Source organism: Ruegeria sp. CDSC021, from assembly GCF_059610845.1.
Genome location: NZ_JBXWOK010000012.1, coordinates 82,730 through 105,018, shown reverse-complemented (window position 1 = coordinate 105,018; position 22,289 = coordinate 82,730). Strand labels below are relative to the sequence as shown.

24 protein-coding genes are annotated in these 22,289 nt (G+C 57.9%); 4 read left to right on the top strand and 20 right to left on the bottom strand.

Features of this window, described 5'->3' with window-relative positions:
• Nucleotides 1-5: 5 nt before the first annotated feature.
• The 4 genes from AC2FGB_RS16870 to AC2FGB_RS16855 all read right to left on the bottom strand — a co-directional run bounded on the left by AC2FGB_RS16870 (nt 6) and on the right by AC2FGB_RS16855 (nt 3,497).
• On the bottom strand, nt 6-1,445 hold the full coding sequence (locus AC2FGB_RS16870) for a glutamine synthetase family protein (protein WP_496690235.1): 1,440 nt from the start codon (nt 1,443-1,445) through the stop codon (nt 6-8).
• Between the two features lie 103 nt (nt 1,446-1,548).
• Nucleotides 1,549-1,947 carry a cupin domain-containing protein gene (locus AC2FGB_RS16865; RefSeq protein ID WP_108859955.1) on the bottom strand — a complete coding sequence of 133 codons (399 nt, stop codon included), beginning with the start codon at nt 1,945-1,947 and terminating at the stop codon, nt 1,549-1,551.
• 4 nt (nt 1,948-1,951) lie between these two features.
• Nucleotides 1,952-2,386, bottom strand: a complete 435-nt coding sequence (gloA, locus tag AC2FGB_RS16860; RefSeq protein ID WP_085823161.1) for a lactoylglutathione lyase — start codon at nt 2,384-2,386, stop codon at nt 1,952-1,954.
• 19 nt (nt 2,387-2,405) lie between these two features.
• Complete coding sequence (locus AC2FGB_RS16855) at nt 2,406-3,497, bottom strand: aromatic ring-hydroxylating oxygenase subunit alpha (RefSeq protein ID WP_142637313.1); 1,092 nt, start codon at nt 3,495-3,497, stop codon at nt 2,406-2,408.
• 434 nt (nt 3,498-3,931) lie between these two features.
• Here AC2FGB_RS16855 and AC2FGB_RS16850 point away from each other — a divergent pair, with 434 nt between their 5' ends.
• A complete protein-coding gene (locus AC2FGB_RS16850) occupies nt 3,932-4,468 on the top strand; it encodes an Lrp/AsnC family transcriptional regulator (RefSeq protein WP_282027507.1) in 537 nt (178 codons plus the stop codon).
• Between the two features lie 196 nt (nt 4,469-4,664).
• Here the strand turns inward: AC2FGB_RS16850 and AC2FGB_RS16845 are convergent, their stop codons facing one another.
• The 5 genes from AC2FGB_RS16845 to AC2FGB_RS16825 form a co-directional block, all read right to left on the bottom strand.
• Nucleotides 4,665-5,225, bottom strand: coding sequence for a tyrosine-type recombinase/integrase (locus AC2FGB_RS16845; RefSeq protein ID WP_496694343.1), 561 nt, complete (start codon nt 5,223-5,225; stop codon nt 4,665-4,667).
• Nucleotides 5,226-5,406: 181 nt separating this feature from the next.
• Nucleotides 5,407-5,853, bottom strand: coding sequence for an Arm DNA-binding domain-containing protein (locus AC2FGB_RS16840; protein WP_496694344.1), 447 nt, complete (start codon nt 5,851-5,853; stop codon nt 5,407-5,409).
• A gap of 288 nt (nt 5,854-6,141) precedes the next feature.
• Nucleotides 6,142-6,540 (bottom strand): 8-oxo-dGTP diphosphatase MutT, encoded by a 399-nt coding sequence (gene mutT, locus AC2FGB_RS16835; RefSeq protein ID WP_496692631.1) that lies wholly within the window; start codon nt 6,538-6,540, stop codon nt 6,142-6,144.
• The gene (argJ, locus tag AC2FGB_RS16830) at nt 6,537-7,763 is read right to left on the bottom strand and encodes a bifunctional glutamate N-acetyltransferase/amino-acid acetyltransferase ArgJ (RefSeq protein ID WP_496694345.1); all 1,227 of its coding nucleotides are present in this window, start codon (nt 7,761-7,763) and stop codon (nt 6,537-6,539) included. Before argJ ends, mutT begins: the two co-directional genes overlap by 4 nt.
• Nucleotides 7,764-7,767: 4 nt before the next feature.
• A complete protein-coding gene (locus AC2FGB_RS16825; protein WP_496791791.1) occupies nt 7,768-8,616 on the bottom strand; it encodes a peptidylprolyl isomerase in 849 nt (282 codons plus the stop codon).
• Nucleotides 8,617-8,792: 176 nt separating this feature from the next.
• Here AC2FGB_RS16825 and secA point away from each other — a divergent pair, with 176 nt between their 5' ends.
• From secA to AC2FGB_RS16810, 3 genes are all read left to right on the top strand, one after another.
• The gene (gene secA / locus AC2FGB_RS16820) at nt 8,793-11,510 is read left to right on the top strand and encodes a preprotein translocase subunit SecA (RefSeq protein WP_496694348.1); all 2,718 of its coding nucleotides are present in this window, start codon (nt 8,793-8,795) and stop codon (nt 11,508-11,510) included.
• Between the two features lie 100 nt (nt 11,511-11,610).
• Nucleotides 11,611-12,537 carry a hypothetical protein gene (locus AC2FGB_RS16815; RefSeq protein ID WP_282027505.1) on the top strand — a complete coding sequence of 309 codons (927 nt, stop codon included), beginning with the start codon at nt 11,611-11,613 and terminating at the stop codon, nt 12,535-12,537.
• Between the two features lie 25 nt (nt 12,538-12,562).
• The gene (locus AC2FGB_RS16810; RefSeq protein ID WP_496694350.1) at nt 12,563-14,119 is read left to right on the top strand and encodes a phosphate ABC transporter substrate-binding/OmpA family protein; all 1,557 of its coding nucleotides are present in this window, start codon (nt 12,563-12,565) and stop codon (nt 14,117-14,119) included.
• 3 nt (nt 14,120-14,122) lie between these two features.
• Here the strand turns inward: AC2FGB_RS16810 and radC are convergent, their stop codons facing one another.
• The 11 genes from radC to thiD are packed head-to-tail and all read right to left on the bottom strand — an operon-like array spanning nt 14,123 to nt 22,273.
• Entirely contained in the window at nt 14,123-14,878 is a 756-nt protein-coding gene (gene radC / locus AC2FGB_RS16805) for a RadC family protein (protein ID WP_271950544.1), read from the bottom strand.
• A 35-nt stretch (nt 14,879-14,913) separates the two neighbouring features.
• Nucleotides 14,914-15,648, bottom strand: coding sequence for an ABC transporter permease (locus AC2FGB_RS16800; protein ID WP_271950546.1), 735 nt, complete (start codon nt 15,646-15,648; stop codon nt 14,914-14,916).
• Nucleotides 15,645-16,373 (bottom strand): ABC transporter ATP-binding protein, encoded by a 729-nt coding sequence (locus AC2FGB_RS16795; protein ID WP_496694351.1) that lies wholly within the window; start codon nt 16,371-16,373, stop codon nt 15,645-15,647. The genes AC2FGB_RS16800 and AC2FGB_RS16795 overlap by 4 nt, the downstream gene beginning before the upstream one ends.
• Entirely contained in the window at nt 16,370-17,044 is a 675-nt protein-coding gene (gene tenA / locus AC2FGB_RS16790; protein ID WP_281995835.1) for a thiaminase II, read from the bottom strand. The genes AC2FGB_RS16795 and tenA overlap by 4 nt, the downstream gene beginning before the upstream one ends.
• A complete protein-coding gene (locus AC2FGB_RS16785; RefSeq protein ID WP_142637333.1) occupies nt 17,041-17,976 on the bottom strand; it encodes an ABC transporter substrate-binding protein in 936 nt (311 codons plus the stop codon). The genes tenA and AC2FGB_RS16785 overlap by 4 nt, the downstream gene beginning before the upstream one ends.
• 19 nt (nt 17,977-17,995) lie before the next feature.
• The gene (locus AC2FGB_RS16780) at nt 17,996-18,961 is read right to left on the bottom strand and encodes a ThiF family adenylyltransferase (protein WP_496694352.1); all 966 of its coding nucleotides are present in this window, start codon (nt 18,959-18,961) and stop codon (nt 17,996-17,998) included.
• Nucleotides 18,958-19,554, bottom strand: a complete 597-nt coding sequence (locus AC2FGB_RS16775) for a thiamine phosphate synthase (RefSeq protein WP_496694353.1) — start codon at nt 19,552-19,554, stop codon at nt 18,958-18,960. Before AC2FGB_RS16775 ends, AC2FGB_RS16780 begins: the two co-directional genes overlap by 4 nt.
• Nucleotides 19,551-20,315 carry a thiazole synthase gene (locus AC2FGB_RS16770; protein ID WP_496694354.1) on the bottom strand — a complete coding sequence of 255 codons (765 nt, stop codon included), beginning with the start codon at nt 20,313-20,315 and terminating at the stop codon, nt 19,551-19,553. The genes AC2FGB_RS16775 and AC2FGB_RS16770 overlap by 4 nt, the downstream gene beginning before the upstream one ends.
• A gap of 2 nt (nt 20,316-20,317) precedes the next feature.
• Entirely contained in the window at nt 20,318-20,512 is a 195-nt protein-coding gene (gene thiS / locus AC2FGB_RS16765; protein ID WP_496694355.1) for a sulfur carrier protein ThiS, read from the bottom strand.
• A complete protein-coding gene (locus AC2FGB_RS16760) occupies nt 20,496-21,473 on the bottom strand; it encodes an FAD-dependent oxidoreductase (RefSeq protein ID WP_496694356.1) in 978 nt (325 codons plus the stop codon). The genes thiS and AC2FGB_RS16760 overlap by 17 nt, the downstream gene beginning before the upstream one ends.
• Nucleotides 21,470-22,273: a bifunctional hydroxymethylpyrimidine kinase/phosphomethylpyrimidine kinase gene (gene thiD / locus AC2FGB_RS16755; RefSeq protein ID WP_281995829.1), complete on the bottom strand. Its 804-nt coding sequence runs from the start codon at nt 22,271-22,273 to the stop codon at nt 21,470-21,472. The genes AC2FGB_RS16760 and thiD overlap by 4 nt, the downstream gene beginning before the upstream one ends.
• Nucleotides 22,274-22,289 lie beyond the last annotated feature (16 nt).

Genomic DNA, 22,289 nt, shown 5'->3' with positions numbered 1-22,289 from the left:
ATCTTTCAGTACAGCCTCAGATACTCTTGCACTTCCCAATCAGTGACCGATTGGTGGTAGCGCTCCCATTCGTCGTTTTTGTACTCGATATAGGAGTTGCGCATCACGCGCCCCATCACATGTTCGGCCATCTCGTCATGACGCAGAGCCTCAATAGCGTTGAACAAAGTTCGCGGAAGCCTGCGTATACCGAGCTCGGCAAGCTCGGATTCAGTCTTTGAGTACAAATCAAAATCTGTTGGTTTGCCCGGATCGATCTTGTTTTTGATGCCTTTTATTCCGCAGCTCAAGTGCATCGCCATCGCGAGATAGACATTCATTGTCATGTCACAGGCGCGATTTTCGATGCAGTGGCGGCTTTGCGGAAGGCGGAACTGGGCGGATCGGTTGTTGAAGCCATAGGTGATATTTGTCGGGGCCCATGTGACCGTGCCGCCTTCAAAGCCGCCAACACGTGGCACCAGACCGTTATAGGAATTCACCGTCGGACAGGTGATCGCGGTGATTGCTTCTGCATGCTGCATCAGTCCGCCAACTGCCCAGCGGCTTTCGTCACTCCAATCGCCATCCGGCGTTTCGAAAATGTTCTCGCCCGGACGGCTTTCATGCTGCATCGACATGTTGATATGCGCGCCAGACCGCCAATCGCCCACTGTCGGTTTCGGCATGAAAGTGATGAACATCCCGTGCTTTTTTGCGACTTCTTTCAGGGTGATGCGCAGGAATGCCAGCCGATCAGACATTTCCAGCATGTTGGTGTAGTGGAAATCCAGCTCGAACTGCGAATACGCACCCTCGGCCACCACGTCATGCAGGTTCCAACCCAGACCCTCGATGATGTCGATCATGTCTTTCAGAAACGCCATCGAGTCGATCGAGTATTCAACGTCATAGCCAAACGCCTGACGGCGGGGCCGAAGGCCGCTTGCAGGGTCGTCGTCAAACGCCTTCACCGGCTGACCGGCGTCGTCGTATTTCATCACAATGAATTCGGGCTCGACCCCAGCATAACCTGTGTACCCTTCCTGCGCAGCCTCGTGCATGGCACGTTTCAGGGCCTGACGCGGGCAGACATTATAGGGCGCATCTTCCCAGTAGAGGTCCGAGAAGATGATCGCCATCGAAGTATCCCACGGGCAGACATAGACGGCATCGAGATCCGGCACCACGACCTGATCGCTGTCGGCAGGGCTGAGTTCGGGCACGTAAGAAATCGAATGCACCGCAAATTGCGGTCCTTTCCCGAGGCATAGCGGTTCAAAATCACTCATCGGTACGGGTTTGGTTTTTGGAATACCGTGCAGGTCAATCCAGGCGGCCATCACGTATTTGACGCCAGCCTCCTCCAGACGTTGCCGTACCTCTGCGATACGCGGGCGGTTACGCTCGACAGCGTCATGGATAGTCTCGTAGTAGATGCGGGTGCTGGCATTGTCCTTGGGCATTCGGCGTTCTCCCATCGAATGGCAATCAGATTTGGTTCACCGAGGGTGATCCCTCAGTGTTGGTGCTGGTTTCGGTTGTTCTGTCGCTCAGCGGTTAAGATGTTCAGCCGGGGACAAAATCGTCAGGGTCGATGCCCGGAACCTGCGTGATCCCGGCAAGCTGTTTCCAGTTGTGAGGGTAGGCGGCATAGAAGATCACGCATTTGCCGTCCGACTCGTAGGAGATGTGGTTGTCCTTCGGGACAAACAGCACATCACCACGATTGCAAACATAGCTTTTGCCGTCGCAAACCAGTCGGAACGTGCCCTCAAGGCAATAAATGATCTCGTCGCAGGTCAGATCCCACGGCACCTTGATGTTGTTCAGGACGTTGATACCGCCGCACATGGACTTGCTGAATTCGCTGGTCACCATCGGTTTGATGTAAGTGTCGCTGTCGCCCATCGAGTCGTAGCGATTTTGAACCAGATCGAATTTGAAAAGTTGAGGTGTGTCACCCATTTGGTCAGCCTTCCTGTGCCAGGTGTTTCAGTATGGATTCGTTCAATTCGACCTTGTAACCGTCAGGGTCCTCGCAAAAGGCGATGACCCTTGTGCCGTTTTTCATTGGCCCCGGTGGGCGGGTGATGTTTACGCCGGCCGCAGCCAGCTGTTCGCACGCGGCATAAACATCTGGCGTTTCGATGCAGATGTGACCCCAGCCGTCGCCTTTGTCATAAGGCGTGCCCTGATCCCAATTGGCGGTCAGCTCCAGCGTGGGAAACTCGGCCTCGGGCCCATAGCCGATAAAGGTATTGGTGAATTTGCCTTCGGGGTAGTCCGTGCGCCGCTGCACTTCCATACCCAGAATTCCGCAATAGAAATCCAGTGACTTCTCCATGTCGGTGACCCGCATCATCGTATGGGCCAGACGAAACCCTTTGGATATGGACTTGTTCATCGATATTGTTCCTTCTTGCTTAAGTACCGGCCACGTCGCGCTCGATCAGATCCTGAAAGGCGCGGACGCTGTCCTCCCAAGCGGGCGACAACAGGCCCCCATCCTCGGCGACCGGGGATTTGCGGCCCTCAAACATGCGTTCAACCATCTCGTGATCTTCCTTGTGGACATCCCACCAAAGGTTTCTGAGGGCTTGTACTTCCTCGGCGCTCAGTTCCTGGCCTTCTGTCGTGTAAAGTGCTCGGTACTGGCGCATCTTTCCGGGACCAATGGGCACGTTCAGATAGACGCCCAGCTGATCCGGAAAATAGCGGCCCAGAATGAAATTGGGGTACAGGGTCAGATAGCGAGAGCTGACCCCCAGACTGCCGGATGTGCCCAACTCTTCGTTCAGATCCACCGCGCTGCCGATGCAGGTGCCATCGGTGATTGTATAGTGGTTTTCCAATGGTTGATCAGTGGTTGAGGCATGGACAAACTGAACGTGGTAGGGCTCGATAAAGTTCTCCATGATCAGCTTCCAGTTGGTGCTAATCTCACCAAAGTCGAGCAGGCCAATTGGTTCCACTCTGGTGAAATCCATCCCCTCCAGCCGGCTGATCAAAGGCGCGGCATAGTCTTCGAAATCAGGCGCGTTCCCATCCAGATTGACGAAGATCCAGTCATGCCAGACATGGGTGCGTACAGGCTTGAGGCGATGATTTTTGATGTCAAAGCCGTCGAACTCCTGCTTGCCGGTTCCGGCAAAATGAGGTGCAGCCCGCAGGCGGCCATCCAGGTCATAAGCCCAGGCATGATAGGGGCAGCGGATCAGCTTGCCGACATTCTTGGGCTTGTCGACCAATGTCATACACCGGTGCAAGCAAACATTGTGAAACACCTGGATGTCGCCGTCACGACCGCGCACCGCCAGCAGTGGTAAGTCTGCGCAGGTAACCGGATGAGCATCACCGGGGTTAGCCATCTGATGGGCAAACCCGATGAACACCCAGTTCTTGGCCAGGACAGTCTGGCATTCCCGCTGCCAGAACTCTTCGCTGCGATACGCCCCGGCGGTCAGCCCGTGCTGAGGCCCTCCAATGGCCTGAGTTCTATCCTCGGCAATTGTCATTTGTCCTCCCTTCGACACTGCCACCTGTACCCGTCGGTCCAACGACAGGCGCATGGTTTTACCGTTTCTCGCGGTCTTCCTACTTGCGGACTCTGTCCCGCCGCGCCGGGAATTGAAGTTTCGACTGCGAATATCGCATTAGCCGCCTAACATTCTTTCGATTTTCGCGAATATTTTGGGATTTTGGGGCACGAATCAGAAATAATCTGGTCAAAAAACGGCATGGAAGTGCGAATTTCGAATAACCAGGTCGTGTGGATTGCGAGAGCCGCAATTTCAGCGGGATTTTACAGAAAATTTGGCAATAGGCCCGCGTCACGGTCCTTGGAAGCTGCGGTGTCGAGGGCAAAAGATGTCGTTTTCTGCACTTCCTGCCACAGAATTCTTAAGAGAGAATTGCGAATTTCGATGTCCTCACCTAGTCTCAGCTACGAATGCAGCAATCGAGCATCGGGTATATGGCAGTCAAAAAGCAATCAAACGTGCGCGCCTCCGCACAGAGCATTAGGTCCCCAAAGGATGACTTGAACCAGCAGATCATCCGGCTGTTGCAGCAAGATGGTCGGATGGCTTTTTCGGAAATTGCACAGCAGTTGAATGTGTCCGAAGGAACCATCCGCAACAGGGTGAGCGGTCTGCGAGACAACAACATGTTGCGGATCGTTGCGATGTCGGATCCGGTGGCCACAGAATACACAACCGACGCGATGATCGGGTTGAATGTGGCCGCTGGCGTGACCCCACGCCAGGTGGCGAAGCGCCTTGAAAAGAACCCAAGGGTTGTTTTCATCCTGTGGGTCGCGGGACGTTACGACCTGATCATTGAACTGGTCAGTGACGACGGTGACGCATTGAAGGAATTTCTAGAGCATGAAATCCATGCGAGTGACGATATCGCCAATGCCGATGTTATGCCGGGGCTGAAGAATTTCAAGAATCAGTTTCTGCTAAAGCAGGATGTGAAGGAGTGAAGAGGAAGAAGCCGATCGCTGACGTTTCTAATGCGAAAGGGTTTCAACAGGGTTTTTGGGGAGATGTTCAGCGCCGATCTTAATGCCGACCCCGACAGCCATCCGTCTTCCGAACTGCGCGAACGATGTTGTCTAATATTTCGCTTTGAATATCAGATCCTGCAGCGAGTTACCGCTTGGGCTTCGGGCGGACGGTTCAGAAATCATCATGGATGCTTTCTTCCTCGCCGGTTACATAACGAGCCCATTCGTTCATGATTAGTCGACGTTGCTCCAGATAATCCGTCCTGCGATACGCCCTTTCGACCTGACTTCCTGCAACATGGCCAAGGCTGGTTTCTGCGACTTCCCTTGGCGCATTGGTTCGGTCCGCCACCCAATCCCGAAAGCTGGATCTGAACCCATGAGGCCTATATGGCAAACCTGCCTTGCGCATATGTTGCCCCATCGTCATATCCGAAATCACTCCTTTGCGAAGGCCGGGGAAGAGAAAACCATCACGGTAGAAGGGTTTGGTGAGGTCAACCACGCGCTGGGCTTCGCCGGACAAAGGCACGCGAAAATCCGCCGTTTGGCCTAACCGGCCCTTCATCTGATGCGCAGGGATTGTCCAAATGTCATCTTCAATTTGATCGTATCTCTTAAAGCGGAGTGGACCTGAGCGGGCTGCCGTCAGGATCAGCATCTGCAGGGCCAGATTGGTTGTCGTGGGCACTTCTAGGGTTCTGTAGAATTCTGGAACGTCAATCCACGGCATGGCAGCAATGTGTTGTGGCGTATGCCTAGATTTACCAAGAAGCGCTTTGGCTTTTTCGGTGGCTTGCAAATCTACGTCCAACCCTAGCGCCGCAGCGTGCCTTAGAGCGATGCTGAGGCGATTAATGGCTTTCCGGGCAGTTTTCCCCCTTTGGAGTGCCAAATGGGCCTCAGAGCGTCTCTTATGTCGATCTGATCGATATCTGAGCCGGGGATCTACCCAGTTTGGGTAAGACATGTAGTTCTAGAGGAGAAAACCAGCGCCCAGCTTTACCGTCGCCTTTGAGTTCGGCCTTCCGACTTTCGAACGCGTCCAATGCGACATCCGCCAAACAATGTAAATTGCGTTCAGCCTCACGCCGTTGTTTTTCGCGTTCTTTGATTGGATCAAGACCCTTCCGGGCAAAGGCGCGCCACTGTTCCGCGTGTTCTCTTGGTTCTTTGAGCGATACATCTGCAATGGACCCAAGGCCCATTTCACGCCTGCGACCGTGTACCGTGATCCTGAGGAACCATTGCCCGCCGCCATCTTGGCGCTTGTGTAACCACAATCCGGCACCATCGTTGTGCTTACCGGGGCCTGCTGCCTTCACCGCTGCGGCCGAAAGTTTATGGATAGGCCGCGCCATCCGCCCACCCTTCTATCCACCTTATTGTCTGCGGTATCCTGCTATATCCTGACACATAACGGAATAGCTAAAGTCTTAGGGTGTTGGTTTTTATAAGAAAGTGGAATGTCGTGGGGTATGGTGGTGTAAGGTCTAAATGCATCTCCTGGGCACCAAACTCCAAACATCTCCCTACTTTTCAAGCGATTGCGCTCGTGCGCTTTTCCGTTTCTTGCCTGCGCCTAAGCGCTGCAATAGGTTTAAATCGCGCGCTGAATTCCAGCGTCCAGACAAGATCGAACCGGGACCCTAAAGCCAATCCCGCAAAATCGGGATCAACGGCACATCTGCCGCAGGCATCGGGTAACTGCGCAGATCATTCGCACGCACCCATTTCAGCGCCTGTCCTTCCTTCGATTGTGGAATGCCTTCCCATTTGCGGCAGGCAAACAGCGGCATCAGCAGGTGGAAATCATCATAGCTGTGGCTGGCGAAGGTCAGCGGGGCGAGGCATGAGGCCCAGGTGTTGATGCCCAGCTCTTCTTCCAGCTCGCGGATCAGGGCGGCCTCGGGTGTTTCGCCGGGTTCGATCTTGCCGCCGGGAAACTCCCAAAGGCCCGCCATGGATTTACCTTCGGGGCGCTGCGCCAGCAGCACCCGGCCCTCAATGTCTATCAGGGCGACCGCAGAAACCAGAACTGTTTTCACGACCGGTAATCCGCGTTGATCTCGATATAGCCATGGGTCAGGTCGCAGGTCCAAACGGTGGATTTACCCGCGCCCAGCCCTAGATCGACGCCGATTACAAGGTCCTGAGCTTTCATGTATTCGGCGGCGTCTTCCTCGCGGTAATCGGGACTGACCCAACCTTTTTCGGCCACAAGGATGTCTCCGAAAGAAATGCTCAGCAGGTCACGGTCGGCAGCTGCACCCGATTTTCCGATGGCCATGACGACGCGGCCCCAATTCGGGTCTTCGCCCGCAATGGCGGTTTTTATCAGTGGTGAATTGGCAATCGCCAATCCATGCACCTTGGCGTCGGCATCGGTGACGGCCCCGGTCACACGAATTTCTACGAATTTCGTGGCGCCCTCGCCATCGCGTACCACTTGTTGGGCAAGGTCCAGCATCACGGTTTCCAAAGCCTCGGCAAAGGAGGCATTGTCTGTCGCATCCACCCCCGAAGCCCCAGTAGCACACAGCAGCAGGCTGTCCGACGTCGAAGTGTCGCTGTCGACGGTGATGCAGTTGAAAGTGCGGTCGGTTTGCGCACCCAGCATCCGCTGCAGCGCGGATTGCTCGACCTGGGCGTCGGTGAAGATATAAACCAGCATCGTCGCCATATCAGGCGCGATCATGCCAGAACCCTTTGAAATCCCCGCAATAGAGACCGTTTTTCCATCAATCTCGACCTGCGCCGAGGCTCCTTTCGGAAAGGTATCCGTGGTCATGATGGCCCGCGCTGCATCTTCGATTGCGTGGCGACTGAGGCCGGATTTCAGGGCCTCAAGCTGCGCCACGATGCGTTCATGCGGCAAGGGTTCACCGATCACACCAGTTGACGAGGTAAAAACCCGTTCGACCGGTACGCCTGTGGTCTTGGACACTGCTTGCGTCACCTCGGCGACCGAGCTTTGGCCATAATGCCCGGTAAATGCATTGGCATTGCCCGAATTCACAAGGATCGCCGCCGGCCCGTCACTTGGCCCGCCGATCTTGTCCTGACAATCCAGCACGGGTGCCGCGCGTGTGGCCGAGCGGGTAAAGACCCCAGCCACTGATGTGCCCGGATCCAGGACCGCCAGCATCACATCAGTGCGGCCTTGATAGCGTACGCCGGCTTCGACGGTCGCAAAGCGCACACCGTCGATCGCGGGCAATTCGGGAAACCCCGCCGGGGCCAGCGGAGAGACTTTGGTGATCGAGGCCACGGGGTTACTCCTGAATCAGGTCCAACTGACGCACGATGCCCGGGTTCACATCTTCGAGTGCAGGACGTTCGATCTGTGCAGCCTGGGTCAAATCGCCGATACGGGCCTGAATAGCTTCACTTTGCAGATCCTGTGCCAGCTCGTCGCGTACCGCATCAAGTGTGGGCGCTTCGGATTTGCGCTTGTCATTCAGAATGATCACGTGCCAGCCGAACTGTGTCTGCACCGGGTCCGACACCTGATCCTTCTCAAGCGCGACAACGGCGGTTTCAAACTCGGGAACCATCTGCCCCTTGCCGAACCAACCCAGCACCCCGCCATTCGGGCCGGAAGGACCGGTTGATTTTTCTTTGGCCAGCTCGGCAAAGTCGGCGCCATCATCCAACTGAGCCTTAAGGTCTTTTGCCTCATCCTCGGTCTCGACCAGAATATGGCTGGCATTAAACTCATCTTCGCCTTCAAACTCGGCAAAGCGCGCATCATAGGCGGTCTGAATGGTTTCTGCCGTTACAACTTCGTCGATCAGGGCATTTACGGTCTGAACCGCCAGCAACGACCGCGTCTCGTTCTCGATGGCCAAGGCGTTCAGATTGCTCAGCCCTTCTTGCTCCTGGCCCAGCAACTGCTGCTGAATCAGCTGCTCGATGATGACATCATACAGAACATCATCTTCGACCTGCTGGTAGTTGGGGGGCAGTGTCGCAACCGTTGCGATCACATGCGCCAGAGTGATTTCTTCGCCGTTTACGCGGGCGACCACCGTGCTGGCATCGGGCTTGGTTTCGGCGGCCAATGGCAGCGCCATCACCGTTGCAAGGGCCAGCGATGGCAGAAAAGTGAGGCCTTTGGGCATGGAATCATCCTATTTCTTTGCCACGGCAGGGCGCAGCGTTGACACTCTGGAACCTGCCGCTTACATCGCTTTGAAGCCTTGGACAGGGCCGCCTTTCACCCCCCGTATCTATGGGTTGCGCGCAAGGTGGGCAAGCCTGTCAAAACCAAGACAAGAACAGATCCGCTGGAGTGAACATGCTGGGACTCGGAACGCTCGCCAAAAAGGTGTTCGGAACACCGAACGACCGCAAGATCAAGGCGACCCGCCCCCTGATCGAACAGATCAACGCGCTGGAACCCGAGTTCGAGAATCTGTCGGATGACGGCCTGATCGCAAAGACCGCCGAGCTGCGCAAACGTGCGCTGGAAGGCGAAAGCCTGGATGATCTGCTGCCCGAGGCGTTTGCCAACGTACGCGAAGGTGCAAAACGCGCGCTGGGCCTGCGTGCCTTTGATGTGCAGTTGATGGGCGGCGCCTTCCTGCATCAAGGCAATATTTCCGAGATGAAAACGGGTGAAGGCAAGACATTGGTTGCGACCCTCCCCGCCTATCTGAACGCGCTGACCGGTAAGGGCGTGCACGTGGTCACGGTGAACGAATACCTGGCCAAGCGCGACTCGGAATGGATGGGCAAGGTGTTTGCCGCCGTGGGCATGACCACCGGTGTCATCTGGTCAGGGCAGCCCGATGCCGAGAAAAAGGCTGCTTATGCCTGTGACGTGACCTATGCCACCAACAATGAGCTGGGTTTTGATTACCTGCGCGATAATATGAAGGCGGAACTGGATCAAATTTACCAGAAACACCACAATTTCGCGATCGTGGATGAGGTCGACTCGATCCTGATTGACGAGGCGCGGACGCCGCTGGTCATTTCCGGGCCCTCCGAGGACCGGTCGGACCTGTATACCGCGATTGATGCGCTAATCCCGTCATTGGGAGAAGATCACTTCACGCTGGACGAAAAGTCCCGGAACGTGACCTTCACGGATGAGGGTAACGAGTTTCTGGAGCAACAGTTGATTGCCAACGGCCTGATCCCAGAAGGCCATTCGCTGTATGATCCTGAAAGCACCACGGTCGTTCACCACGTGAACCAGGGCTTGCGCGCGCATAAGCTGTTTACACGTGACAAAGATTACATCGTGCGGGACGGCAATGTCGTTCTGATTGATGAGTTCACCGGTCGCATGATGCCAGGTCGTCGCCTGTCGGAAGGTCTTCATCAGGCCATCGAAGCCAAGGAAAACGTGCAGATCCAGCCCGAAAACGTAACATTGGCCAGCGTGACGTTCCAAAACTATTTCCGCCTGTATGACAAGCTGGGCGGCATGACCGGCACCGCGCTGACTGAGGCTGAGGAATTTACCGAAATCTACGGTCTGGGCGTTGTCGAAGTACCAACCAACAAACCGATCGCGCGTCTGGATGAGGACGATCAGGTCTTTCGTACCGCAGCCGAAAAATACGGCGCCATGATCGACGAGACAAAGGAAGCCCAGAAAAACGGACAACCGGTCCTTCTGGGCACCACGTCCATCGAAAAGTCCGAATTGCTCAGCCAGATGCTCACCAAAGAGGGTATCCAGCACAATGTTCTGAATGCCCGCCAACACGAGCAGGAGGCGCAGATCGTTGCCGATGCGGGCCGATATGGCGCAGTAACCATCGCCACCAACATGGCCGGTCGCGGTACTGATATTCAGCTGGGCGGCAATGTGGAAATGAAGGTTCTGCAGGCGCTGGCCGAAAACCCCGAGGCAGATCCGGCCGAGCTGCGTGCCGCGGAAGAAGCCCGCCATGCTGAAGAAAAAGAAAAGGTCCTGGCTGCCGGTGGGCTGTATGTCATGGCGTCCGAACGGCACGAGAGCCGCCGTATCGACAACCAGCTGCGGGGCCGGTCCGGCCGTCAGGGTGATCCGGGCCGCACCGTGTTTTACCTCAGCCTCGAAGACGACCTAATGCGCATCTTCGGCTCGGAACGGTTGGACAAGGTTCTGACCACGCTGGGCATGAAAGAAGGTGAGGCCATCGTCCACCCCTGGGTGAATAAATCGCTGGAGCGGGCGCAATCCAAGGTCGAAGGTCGCAACTTTGACATGCGCAAGAACGTCCTGAAATTCGACGATGTGATGAACGACCAGCGTAAGGTGGTATTCAGCCAACGGCGCGAAATCATGTCCGCCGACGACCTGTCCGAAATCGTATCAGACATGCGCGAACAGGTGATCGACGACCTGATCGACGAATATATGCCGCCGAAATCCTATGCCGATCAGTGGGATACCGAGGGTTTGCACGCTGCGGTCAAGGAAAAATTGACCATTGACGCCCCGGTTCAGGATTGGGCCGCTGAGGAAGGCGTAGATGACGAGCAGGTGCGCGAACGGCTGATCAACGCCGCTGACGAAATGATGGCGCAGAAAGTGGCCGCGTTCGGCCCCGAGAACATGCGCAACATCGAAAAGCAGGTCTTGCTGAACACGATCGACAGCAAATGGCGCGAACATCTGCTGACGCTGGAACATCTGCGCTCGGTCGTGGGCTTCCGCGGCTATGCCCAGCGCGACCCGCTGAATGAATACAAGAACGAAAGTTTCCAGCTGTTCGAATCCATGCTGGATTCGTTGCGCGAAACCGTGACCCAGCAGCTGTCCCGCGTGCGACCGCTGACCGAAGAGGAACAGCGCGAAATGCTGACCCAGATGCAAGCGCAGCAGGCACGCGCGCAGCAGGCGGTAGATCAGGCCGCTGGTCACGCCGAAGCGGTGGCCGAGGCCGAAGCCTCGGGTGATGCGCGGCCTGGATTTGTCGAAGACGACCCGGCAACTTGGGGAAACCCGTCGCGCAACGACAAGTGCCCCTGCGGTTCAGGCAAGAAGTTTAAGCATTGCCATGGCCGGTTGACCTAACGTCACCACAATCGAGACACAATGAGTCCGCCTCACGGCCACATATTAGCCGTGATTCAACTGCAGGGTGCGAATCGCTCCTTCAACTGGGGAGGGTGTCTTGTTTGTAATTAAGAACTACGTAACCACTGGCGGCACCGTTGCTTGTGCATTGGCCATTGGCTACCTCATGCAGAACGGAACCCCCGCGCAACCGCGAGGGGAGCGGGCTTCTGTTGATGTGGCATCAGTTACAGATCAGGCTTCAATCATCCCCGGGTTAAGCGAAGTCGTTCTGACCTCATCTGCACCGGTTCACGGAACAAGCAAAGAGACTAGGTCCGACAACCGTTTTATCGAATCCAGTCGATCAGAACCTGTCAATCCCATTGACTGCACCCTCAGTGCGCGCGCTACTGCCGTTCCCGGTGCTGCCGCCCGGCTGGTCGTCAACGCCCCCTGCCACAGTAATGAATCCGTGGAAATTCACCATAGCGGTATGACAGTCACACAGCGCACCGACGCAGTAGGGCGCATGGACATGACAATCCCGGCCCTGTCAGAATATGCGATCTTTCTGATCTCGTTTGAAGACCAGCATGGAACAGTCGCAACTACCCATATCGCTGACATTGCCAATTACGAACGCATTGCCCTGCAATGGCAGGGTGAAACTGACCTGCAAATTCATGCGCTGGAATTCGGGGCCAGCTATGGCGGCAATGGCCATGTCTCGGCTGAGACACCGACCGAAGGCGCCGGACAGGTAGTGCGTCTGGGCAATACCGGAACCGGGGACATGAAAAACATCGAAATCTATTCGTTCCCTGCCGGTCTTTCCAACCAAAACGGATCGATAGAAATCACAGTCGAAACCGAGGTGACTTCAGAAAATTGCGGGCGCGACCTGAACATCCAGTCGCTTGAATTGCGGGATGATCGGTTGAGATCAAAAGACAGGACGCTGAGTTTTCCTGAATGCTCCCGCACCGGAGAGTTTCTGGTGTTGAATAATCTCTTCCAAGACCTGACAATCGCCGCAAACTAAATCCGCAGGCAGGCTCGGGCATCTTATGACATTCTTTCGTGTGGCAGCGGCTGCACTGGCTTCCGTTACAATCGCGTCGGGCGCACAGGCGCAAGACATCTCGCTTAGATCGCATGACGGCAAGGTCGAAGTCACCGGTGACTTGCTGGGATTTGACGGCGAGTTCTATCGCGTGACGACGCAATTCGGCACGCTGACAGTTGATGGGTCCGGTGTGACCTGTACCGGACCTGCCTGCCCAAGCCTGACCGATTTTGTGGCTGAAATCCGATTTGCCGGATCTTCGGTCATGGCGGAAAAGGTTCTACCAGCGCTGATTGTTGGCTTCGCACAGCAACAAGGGTTGTCGGCGACCCCAAACAGGCTGACCGCCAACACATTTTCTTACGAACTGCACCAACCCGGGCGGGCAGCACCGCTGGGTCGGTTCTTCTTTGACGCAGGGAACACTGAGCGCGGATTTAGGGCGCAGGCAGAAAACCAGGCTGATATTGTTCTGGCGTTGCGCGAAATCCGACCCGAAGAGGAGCAAGCCGCACAAGCGGTAGGCCTTGGCGATCTGACCCGCACCCGCCGGGCCCGCGTCATCGCGCTTGACGCTTTGGTACCAATCGTTGCCAACTCGAACCCGTTACAGCAAATCTCGCTTGCGGAATTAACCCGGGTGTTTTCGGGCGAGATTACGAGTTGGGCCGAGTTGGGCGGACCCGATGCGCCAATTTCACTGCACCTTCCGGAAGCCGGTTCGGGTCTGGCCCAGAATGTCGAAGACAGGCTTCTGGCACCCTCCGGCACAGCCCTTTCCGAGGCGGCCATTCGGCATGACCGCAGTACTGATCTGGTGCGTACCGTTGCTGCGGATCCCTTTTCAATAGGTGTCGCAAGCCAAGCCGAAGCCAGCACCGCGCGTGCCCTGCCTTTGACCGGCGGGTGCGGTCATGCGCTGGCGGCTACTCGGCAGTCAATCAAGACCGAAGATTATCCGCTGACCTCACCTATGTTTCTATACCTGCCGGACCGGCGATTGCCGCGTTTTGCACGTCAATTCCTGGCCTACACTCAAGGAATCGAGGCGCAGATGGCAATACGCGAAGCTGGCTTTGTCGATCAAACCCCCGAGACTATGGGTCTTGGGGTGCAAGGGGATCGACTTGCCAATGCTATCGCGTCGGGCGGATCAGAAGTTGGTTTGGAGGAACTTCAGCGGCTGGTCGAGATTTTCAGACCCATGTCCCGCCTGTCACTGTCCTTCCGGTTCGAGCCCGGTTCCTCGCGCCCGGATGCGCAGTCACGGTCCAATATCCGACATCTTGCCCTTCTTTTGGAATCCGGGACCCTCGATGCCCGAAAGCTTAGGTTTGTCGGCTTCAGCGATGGCGAAGGGGCAGCGTCAACCAATGCGCGGATCGCATTGTTGCGGGCAAAAACCGTTCGCAATGCCGTATTGGCCGAGATTGAAACCGCTATCGGGGACAGCGTCGAAATCACGGTCGACGCCTTTGGCGAGGCCATGCCCATGGCCTGCGACGACACGGAATGGGGCCGCAAGGTCAACCGCCGGGTCGAGGTCTGGGTTCAATAGCAGCTACAGATAACCCTCGGACCTAAAGCTCAGCTCGTTCGACTTTCCAATGATCAGATGGTCATGCAGCGTCAGGCCCAGTGCCAGGCAGGCATCCTGAATTCGGTTGGTCATGTCGATATCCGATTGCGACGGGGTCGGGTCACCTGACGGATGGTTATGCACAAGTATCAACGCCGAGGCATTCAGCTCCAGCGCCCGTTTGGCAACCTCACGCGGATAGACAGGGACATGATCCACCGTGCCCTTGGCCTGTTCCTCATCAGCGATCAGCACGTTTTTGCGATCCAGATAGAACACACGGAATTGTTCGGTCTCACGATGGGCCATGGTGGTGTGGCAATAGTCCAGCAATGCGTCCCATCCGGAAATCACATGTCGCCTCATCACCCGTGCGCGGGCCATGCGATGGGCGCAGGCCTCAAGGATTTTCAGATCGGTGATCACGCTATCCCCGACGCCTTTGATTTGGCGCAGCCGTTCCTCGGGCGCGGTCAGCACCCGATTGAAATCGCCGAACGTTTCCATCAGCGCACGCGCCAGCGGTTTCACATCCTGCCGGGGGATTGAACGGAACAGGACCAGTTCCAACAGCTCATAATCCGGCATGGCGGCGGACCCGCCAGACAGGAACCGTTCGCGCAGCCGCTTGCGATGATCTTTGATGTAGGAGGGTAACCGACCCGTCGGCAGCGGCTGCGCGGGAGCTTCGTCTGTATCGAATAGCATTGGGGCTTCGGAAAAGGCGTCCTGTGTCATGCTCTCAGCCTGACGCAGAATCGGTTTCCAGATGGTTAACGCACCTCACCTGCCATGCGGGCAGTGGCGCGGCGGACAACCATATGCAACACGATGGAAAACACTCCCAAGGTCAGCATCGCGGCGAACATCAGATCGGTCTTTGCACGGCCATTGGCCAACAGCATCAAATATCCCAACCCTTGGGACGAGCCGACCCATTCACCAATCACCGCCCCGATCGGCGCATAGACGGCGGCCAGCCTCATCCCCGACGCCAGCGAGGGCATCGCCGCCGGAATGCGGATATACCACAGCACTGCACGCGGACTGGCCTGCATCGTGCGCGCAAGGTCCAGATAGCCCTGCGGCGTCCGCATCAGCCCATCGAAGAAAGACGATGTGATCGGGAAATAGATGATCAGCACCGCCATCGCGACCTTGGACCACAGACCATAGCCCAGCCAAAGCGTCAGCAACGGGGCCAGCGCAAACACCGGCAGAGCCTGCGTGAACACCAGCATCGGCTGTACCAGAACTCGCGCCGCCCGCGAATTGGCCAGTTGCAGCGCCGTAACCACACCCAGAACCGTCCCGAAGGCCAGTCCAATCACCACTTCAACCGCAGTGATCCAAGTGTGTTCGGCGATCAACCAACGGTTCTGCCACCAGGTCTCGGCCACCACGGCGGGGCTTGGCAGGATGAACTTAGGCAAGCCGGTCGTCCAGACGATCCCCTGCCAGATCGCAATCGCAAACACGGTGGCTGCAAGGGCTGAGAGATATTTCATGCGACCGCCTCGCGCAGCAAGCGCAACAGCGCACCTTGCGTCTCAAGCGTCTCAAGGTCGTCCACATGGCGCGGGGCAGGTGCATGCGGCGGCTCACAGGGGGTCAGGCCCTGCTGTGTCATCACCATGATGGACTGGCCCAGCCGGGCGGCCTCACCCGGGTCATGTGTCACCAGCAAAACGGTCCGGCCCTGCAACGCCTCGACCGCCAAGTCCTGCATATCGGCCCGAGTGCGGGCATCCAGCGCCGAGAACGGCTCATCCAGCAGAACAATCGGGCGATCCTCCATGAGCGTGCGGGCTAAAGCGACGCGTTGGCGTTGGCCGCCCGACAGTTCGGCGGGTTTCTTGGTCATATGATCCTGCAATCGCATGCGCTGAATCAGACGGTTGCGCCGCTCCAGATCGACCGGCTTGCCGCGAAGCCGCGCACCTAACGAGACATTCTGTGCGACCGTTGCCCAGGGCAGCAGCAGATCATCCTGCGCCATATAGGCCACGCGGTCCTGCATCGGAGCACCGTCGCCGGCGGTGATCTGCCCGGTGAACACGGCACCTGTATCAAGCCCGGCAATCAGACGTAGAATTGTGGTTTTACCGACGCCCGATCCGCCCAGCAGGCAAGTCCACTGCCCGGCCCCAAGGGTCAGGGTGAGCGGCGCGAACAGGGTCGCTCCGTCAATCGTGGCCGTGCCTTTGATGCTCAGATCGGGCGCCGGGGTCATGGGGTCAGGCCCATTTGCCAGAAGTTGACTTCTAGCTCGGTTGCCGTGCGGAAGGTCTGGCACAGGCGATCCCAGCGCGGCGAGGCTGCAAAGTCCTCACCAATACGCCGTGTTAGAGCCTGATCGAACAGTTCTCCAACCGCTTTGCATGCGCCCTGGTAGTCGTCGCTGGCATAGGTATTGATCCAATCACGATAGACCTCGGATGTAGCTTCAGAGGCCAACCGCGTGCCGATTTCGCCATAGCCCATCACACAAGGGGTCAGAGCCGCCAGCAGGTCCAGCAAATCACCGCTATACCCGGCCTCAAGCACAAAGCGTGTATAGGCCAGGTTTTCGGCGCGTTCAGGGGTTGCGAACAGCTCCTCATGGGAAATCCCAGCCGCCTCACAGATACCGATATGCAGCTGCATTTCCTCGGCGACCAACGCATTTACCGTGGCCACGGCGGTCAGCATTTCCGAATGAGTCTCGGACTTAACAACCGCCAGTGCCCAAGCACGGGAAAAATGGATCAGGAACACATAGTCCTGTCGCAGGTAATGCAGGAACGCCGTGCGCGGCAGCGTTCCGTCTTTCATCCCTTCCACAAAGGTGTGGCGAGTGTAATCCCGCCACGGCCCCTGCGCGGCATCCCGCATCAATGCGAAAGCTTTGCCGTAATTGCTCATTGCGCGGTCACATCGATGGCAATGTCGCTGACCGGGTTCAGGCTGTCGATCATGCCGCTGTTCTTCAGGAACTCCTCGAACCGCGCATAGCGACCCGCATCAAACGCCGCCGGACGCAGCGCGAACCGGGGAAGCGTGTCGACCCAGGCACGGGCATTCAGCTCATCCTTCAGCTCGGTCGAGGTGGCCGCGAAGATTTCCCAGCTTTTTTCCGGGTTGTTGACGATATACTGGGTCGCTTTCTCGGTCGCGGCCAAGAAACGGGCGATTTTGTCGGCATCCATCGTATCGGGATTGGCGACATAAATCAGCTCGTCATAGGGTGGGATGCCTTCCTCTTCGATATAGAAACAGCGACCCGCGACACCTTCGATATCCATCTGGTTCAGCTCAAAATTCCGGAACGCCCCGATAACTGCATCCACCTGACCGGTCATCAGCGACGGCGACAGCGAGAAGTTGACGTTGACCATCTCAATCTCATCCAGACCGATATCATGCTGCCCCAGCAGGGTTGTCAGGATCGCCTCTTCGACACCGGCGACCGAGAAACCGATTTTCTTGCCCCGCAGATCGGCCAGCGACTTGATCGGGCCATCATCCAGCACCAGCAGGCAGTTCAGCGGGGTGGCAACCAGCGTGCCGACCCGTTTCAGCGGCAAGCCCTCATGGATTTGCAGATGCAGCTGAGGCTGGTAGGACACTGCCAGATCGGCCTGACCAGCGGCCACCAGACGCGGCGGCGCGGAGGGGTCCGCGGGCGGAATGATTTCAACCTCAAGCCCCTGGTCGGCGAAATAGCCGTTTTCCTGTGCGACGATAATTGGACCATGGTCAGGGTTTACAAACCAATCCAACAAGACGGTCATCTTATCCTCGGCCCAGGCCGGCGCGGCAGCCAGCAGGGCGATTGCAGCGATCAGTTTCTTCATGTTTCGCGGTTCCTTCTGTTCACGAAGTTGAGGCTGCGACAAGAACAATCTCGCCCGGCCAATTCGGTTGAATTCGTTCGGCAGCGCGCCAGGCGCGCAATCCGGTAGCACAGCACAATGCCAGTCTTTTGCCCTTATTAGGGTCGATATCGCTCAGATCATCCGGCGATATCCGTTGCGCGTCAGGATGTACCGGGCGCGGGGATTCCTCGGCGCTGCGCAGCTCGATGATATGGTCATCTGTCGTCAGCTGCCCGGCCGAGAGAAACCGGAAACAGCTGTTCGGTTCGGGCGCATTATCAAAGCGGAAGGCCGTGCTGCGGAGTGTCCGACCATCGTACTGAACCATCTGACCCAGCACCGAGGGCGTCAGCCCAAGGATCAGGTTCAGCGCCATCTGTGCCTGCATCGCGCCAATCGTCCCGACGACCGGGCCCAGAACACCAGCGGTGGCGCAGCTTGCCCCGCTGTCCGGCGCGTCGGGAAACAGCGCGCGCAATGACGGCGCGCCGCCGCAGAAACCTCCGACATAGCCCGACAGCCCAAGCACCGAGGCGCTGATCAGCGGCTTGCCCTGCGCCAAGCAAGTGTCCGAGAGGATATAGCTGGCCGCATAGCTGTCTGCGCAATCCAAGATCACATCCGCCTGAGCAACCAAGTTGCCAGCATTTTCGCTTGTTAGAGCCTGTTTTTTGCCGCTGACGTCTATGTCCCCATTGATCGCCTTGCACCGTGCCGCCGCACGCTCGGCCTTGGGGTGTCCGCAATCCGTCTCAGAAAACAAGGTCTGCCGATGCAGGTTGGACAGCTCAACCTGATCCCTATCCAGGATCGTGATCTGCCCGATCCCAGCCCCGGCCAGCAACGGCAGGACCGGGGCGGCCAAACCGCCCGCACCCACCACCAGAACACAGGCCGAGGACAGGCGCGCCTGCCCTTCGGCCCCAACCTCTGGCAACAGCGTCTGACGAGCATATCGGCTCATCTGGTGACCTCGATCCATTGACTCAAACGCGCCTCGGGGTTGGTATTTAGGGTAATATCGGTCACGACCGAGACGATATCCGCCCCAGCCTGCAGGACACCTGGTGCACGCTCGACGCTCATCCCGCCGATGCCAACCAGTGGAGTATCACCAACGCGCGCTTTCCATTCTGTGACGCGGGGCAGACCCTGCTGCTGCCATTTCATCTTTTTCAGGATGGTGGGATAGACCGGGCCAAGCGCCACATAGTCGGGGTCCATGGCCAGCACGCGCTCTAACTCATCATCATCATGGGTGGACACGCCCAGTTTCAAACCCGCCTTGCGGATGGCAGTCAGATCGGCCTCGTCCAGATCCTCTTGCCCCAAATGCACCCAGTCACAGCCGGCGTCGATGGACGCCTGCCAATAGTCATTGACCACCAGAACTGTCCCATTTGCGCGGCACAGGTCACGCGACTTGGCAATCTGGTCACGCACCACATCCATGGGCTGGTCCTTGACCCTCAGCTGTACCAACTTGATGCCCAGCGGCAGCATCCGGCGCAGCCAGTCCGAATGATCGAAGATCGGATAAAACCGGTCGAGTGTCATGACAGAAACGCCTTTCCGATAACCGGGGTCGAAGGTTCCGCCATATCGCGCGCCTCAATCGGGTCGGCCTGATGGGCCAGTTGCCCGGCCTCGATCGCGCGGGCCATTGCGCGGGCCATCAAAACGGGGTCCCCGGCGCGGGCCACAGCAGTGTTCAGCAGTACAGCGTCATAGCCCAGCTCCATCGCGTGGGCCGCGTGGCTGGGCAGACCGATACCAGCGTCAATCACCAAGGGCACATCCGGGAATTCTGCCCGCATCGCCCGCAGGGCATATTCATTGTTCAGCCCCCGCCCTGACCCAATCGGCGCGCCCCATGGCATCAGCACCTCACACCCGGCGGCAAGCAGCCGTTCGCCAACAATCAGATCGTCGGTCGTATAGGGAAAGACCTGAAATCCGTCGCTGGTCAGAATGCGCGCGGCTTCGACCAGCTGGAACACATCCGGCTGCAGGCTGTCGGTATGGCCGATCAGTTCCAGCTTGATCCACTTGGTATCAAAGACCTCACGCGCCATATGGGCGGTGGTCACCGCCTCTTTGACCGTGTGGCATCCGGCGGTGTTGGGCAGCACCAACACGCCCAGATCGCGGATCATCTGCCAGAATGCCTGCCCCGCCCCGGATTCACGGCGAAGCGAGACCGTGGCGACACCCGCCCCGCTTTCGCGAAAGGCCTGTTCCAGAATGGCCGGGCTGCGATATTGCGCCGTGCCCAGCATCAGCGGGTTGGGCAATGTGGTTCCGTAAAAGGATTTCATCCTCAGCCCCCCTGCATCGGCGCGACGATTTCGATCCGATCCCCTTCTGCCAAAGCATGGGCAACACGCAGCCCTGAGGGCACGAATTCTTGGTTCACCGCAGTGGCGACACGGCCCGAATAGCCGCATTCCATCAGCAATTCCGATAGGGTCTCGGCCCGCACCTCGCGCGGCTCGCCATTAAGCACGATCTTCATCGACCATCTCCGAATGTTTGTGTTCAAGCGCCAGATCGGCAACGCCTTGGGCCAGCGCAGGTGCCAGCAGGTACCCGTGGCGGTACAGCCCGTTGGCGTAAATCGTCCCGCCCCGACGCCTGATCCGAGGCAGATTGTCGGGAAAGGCCGGGCGCAGATCGACGCCGATCTCTAGCACCTCGGCCTCGCCAAAAGCGGGGTTCAACGCATAGGCCGCGCTGAGCAGTTCCAGCATCGAGCGCGCGGTGATGCGGGTTTTATCCTCGGATTCAATCATCGTCGCGCCCAGCATGTAGATGCCATCGCCACGCGGCACGATGTAAAGCGGCATCCGGGGATGCAACAGGCGCACGGGCCGGGTCAGCACCACATCAGGGCAGCGGATCACCAGCATCTCACCCTTCACGCCCCGAAGATCAGACAAGGCGTCCCGCGCCTGAAGACCACGGCAGTCAATCGCGTTCTCCAACCCAGCAGGGGCGGGTTCGCGATGAAAGGCAACGCCCCGCGCGATAAGATTGTCGAACACATCCTGCAGCGCCATGCGTGGGTCTATATGGGCTTCGTCCTTGAAATACAGACCTTTGCCGAAACCATGTAGATCAGGCTCTAATGTGGCTAGTTCCTGCTGATTTACCTCATGATACCCCTGCGTTCGACGACCAAACCGACGCAAATCCGGCAAGTCGCGCGCACCGCAAACGACCAAAGTACCGCGCTGATGAACCTTGGTCCGGGTCGCCCACCAGTCAAAAGCACCCTGCCCCAGGCGCAAGACCGGCTCTTCGGCATTTTCGAACTCGCACCACGGGGCCAGCATTCCCCCGGCCCACCAAGAACAGCCATGCGGACCCGGCAGGCCGGCGGGGTCAAAGACCTGCACCCGTGCGCCGCGATGGGCCAATTCGGACGCAACAGCCAAACCGGCCACGCCTGCCCCTATGACAGACCAGATCCTCACGCTGGCCAGACCCGATGGAAATGATGCACCGGACCATGGCCCCGGCCCACGCACAGCCCATCAGCCTGGGCGATAGCGCCTTGCAAATAAGCATGTGCCTCTGCCACGGAATCCCGCAAGCTCAGACCTTTGGCCAGCCCGGCGGATATGGACGAGGACAAGGTGCATCCGGTCCCATGGGTGTTCTTTGTATTCCGGCGCTGCGCCGTGAATTCATCCACCAAACCCGAGCCGTCAACCAACAGATCATGACATATCTCGCCCTTACCGTGCCCGCCTTTCATCAAAACCGACGCGGCACCCTTTGCGCAAAGGGCCAGCCCCTGAGCCACCATTTCATCCGGAGACTGCGCTTCGTTCTGCTCAAGCAGCCGCCCAGCTTCGGGCAAATTGGGTGTCAGGACGGTCGCGCGTGGTATCAGAAGGTCCGTCAGGGTCTGGATCGCGTCACCGGCCAGCAAAGCATCCCCGGATTTCGCGATCATGACAGGGTCCAAGACAATGGGTCCCGCATAGCCTGACAAGGCATCTGCCACGGTCTCGATAATCTCGGGGGTTGCCAGCATGCCGATCTTGATCGCCCCAACATCCAGATCGCTCAGCACCGCGTCGATCTGTGCGCGGATCACATCAAGGGGAATGCCATGAACCGCCGTCACGGCCCGGGTGTTCTGCGCAGTCACTGCCGTAACAACGCTAGCCCCGTAAACGCCCAGCGCCGACATCGCCTTGAGATCGGCCTGAATTCCGGCCCCGCCTCCGCTGTCGGACCCTGCAATGGTCAAGGCAATAGCTGCCATGTCGTTGCTCCATCTT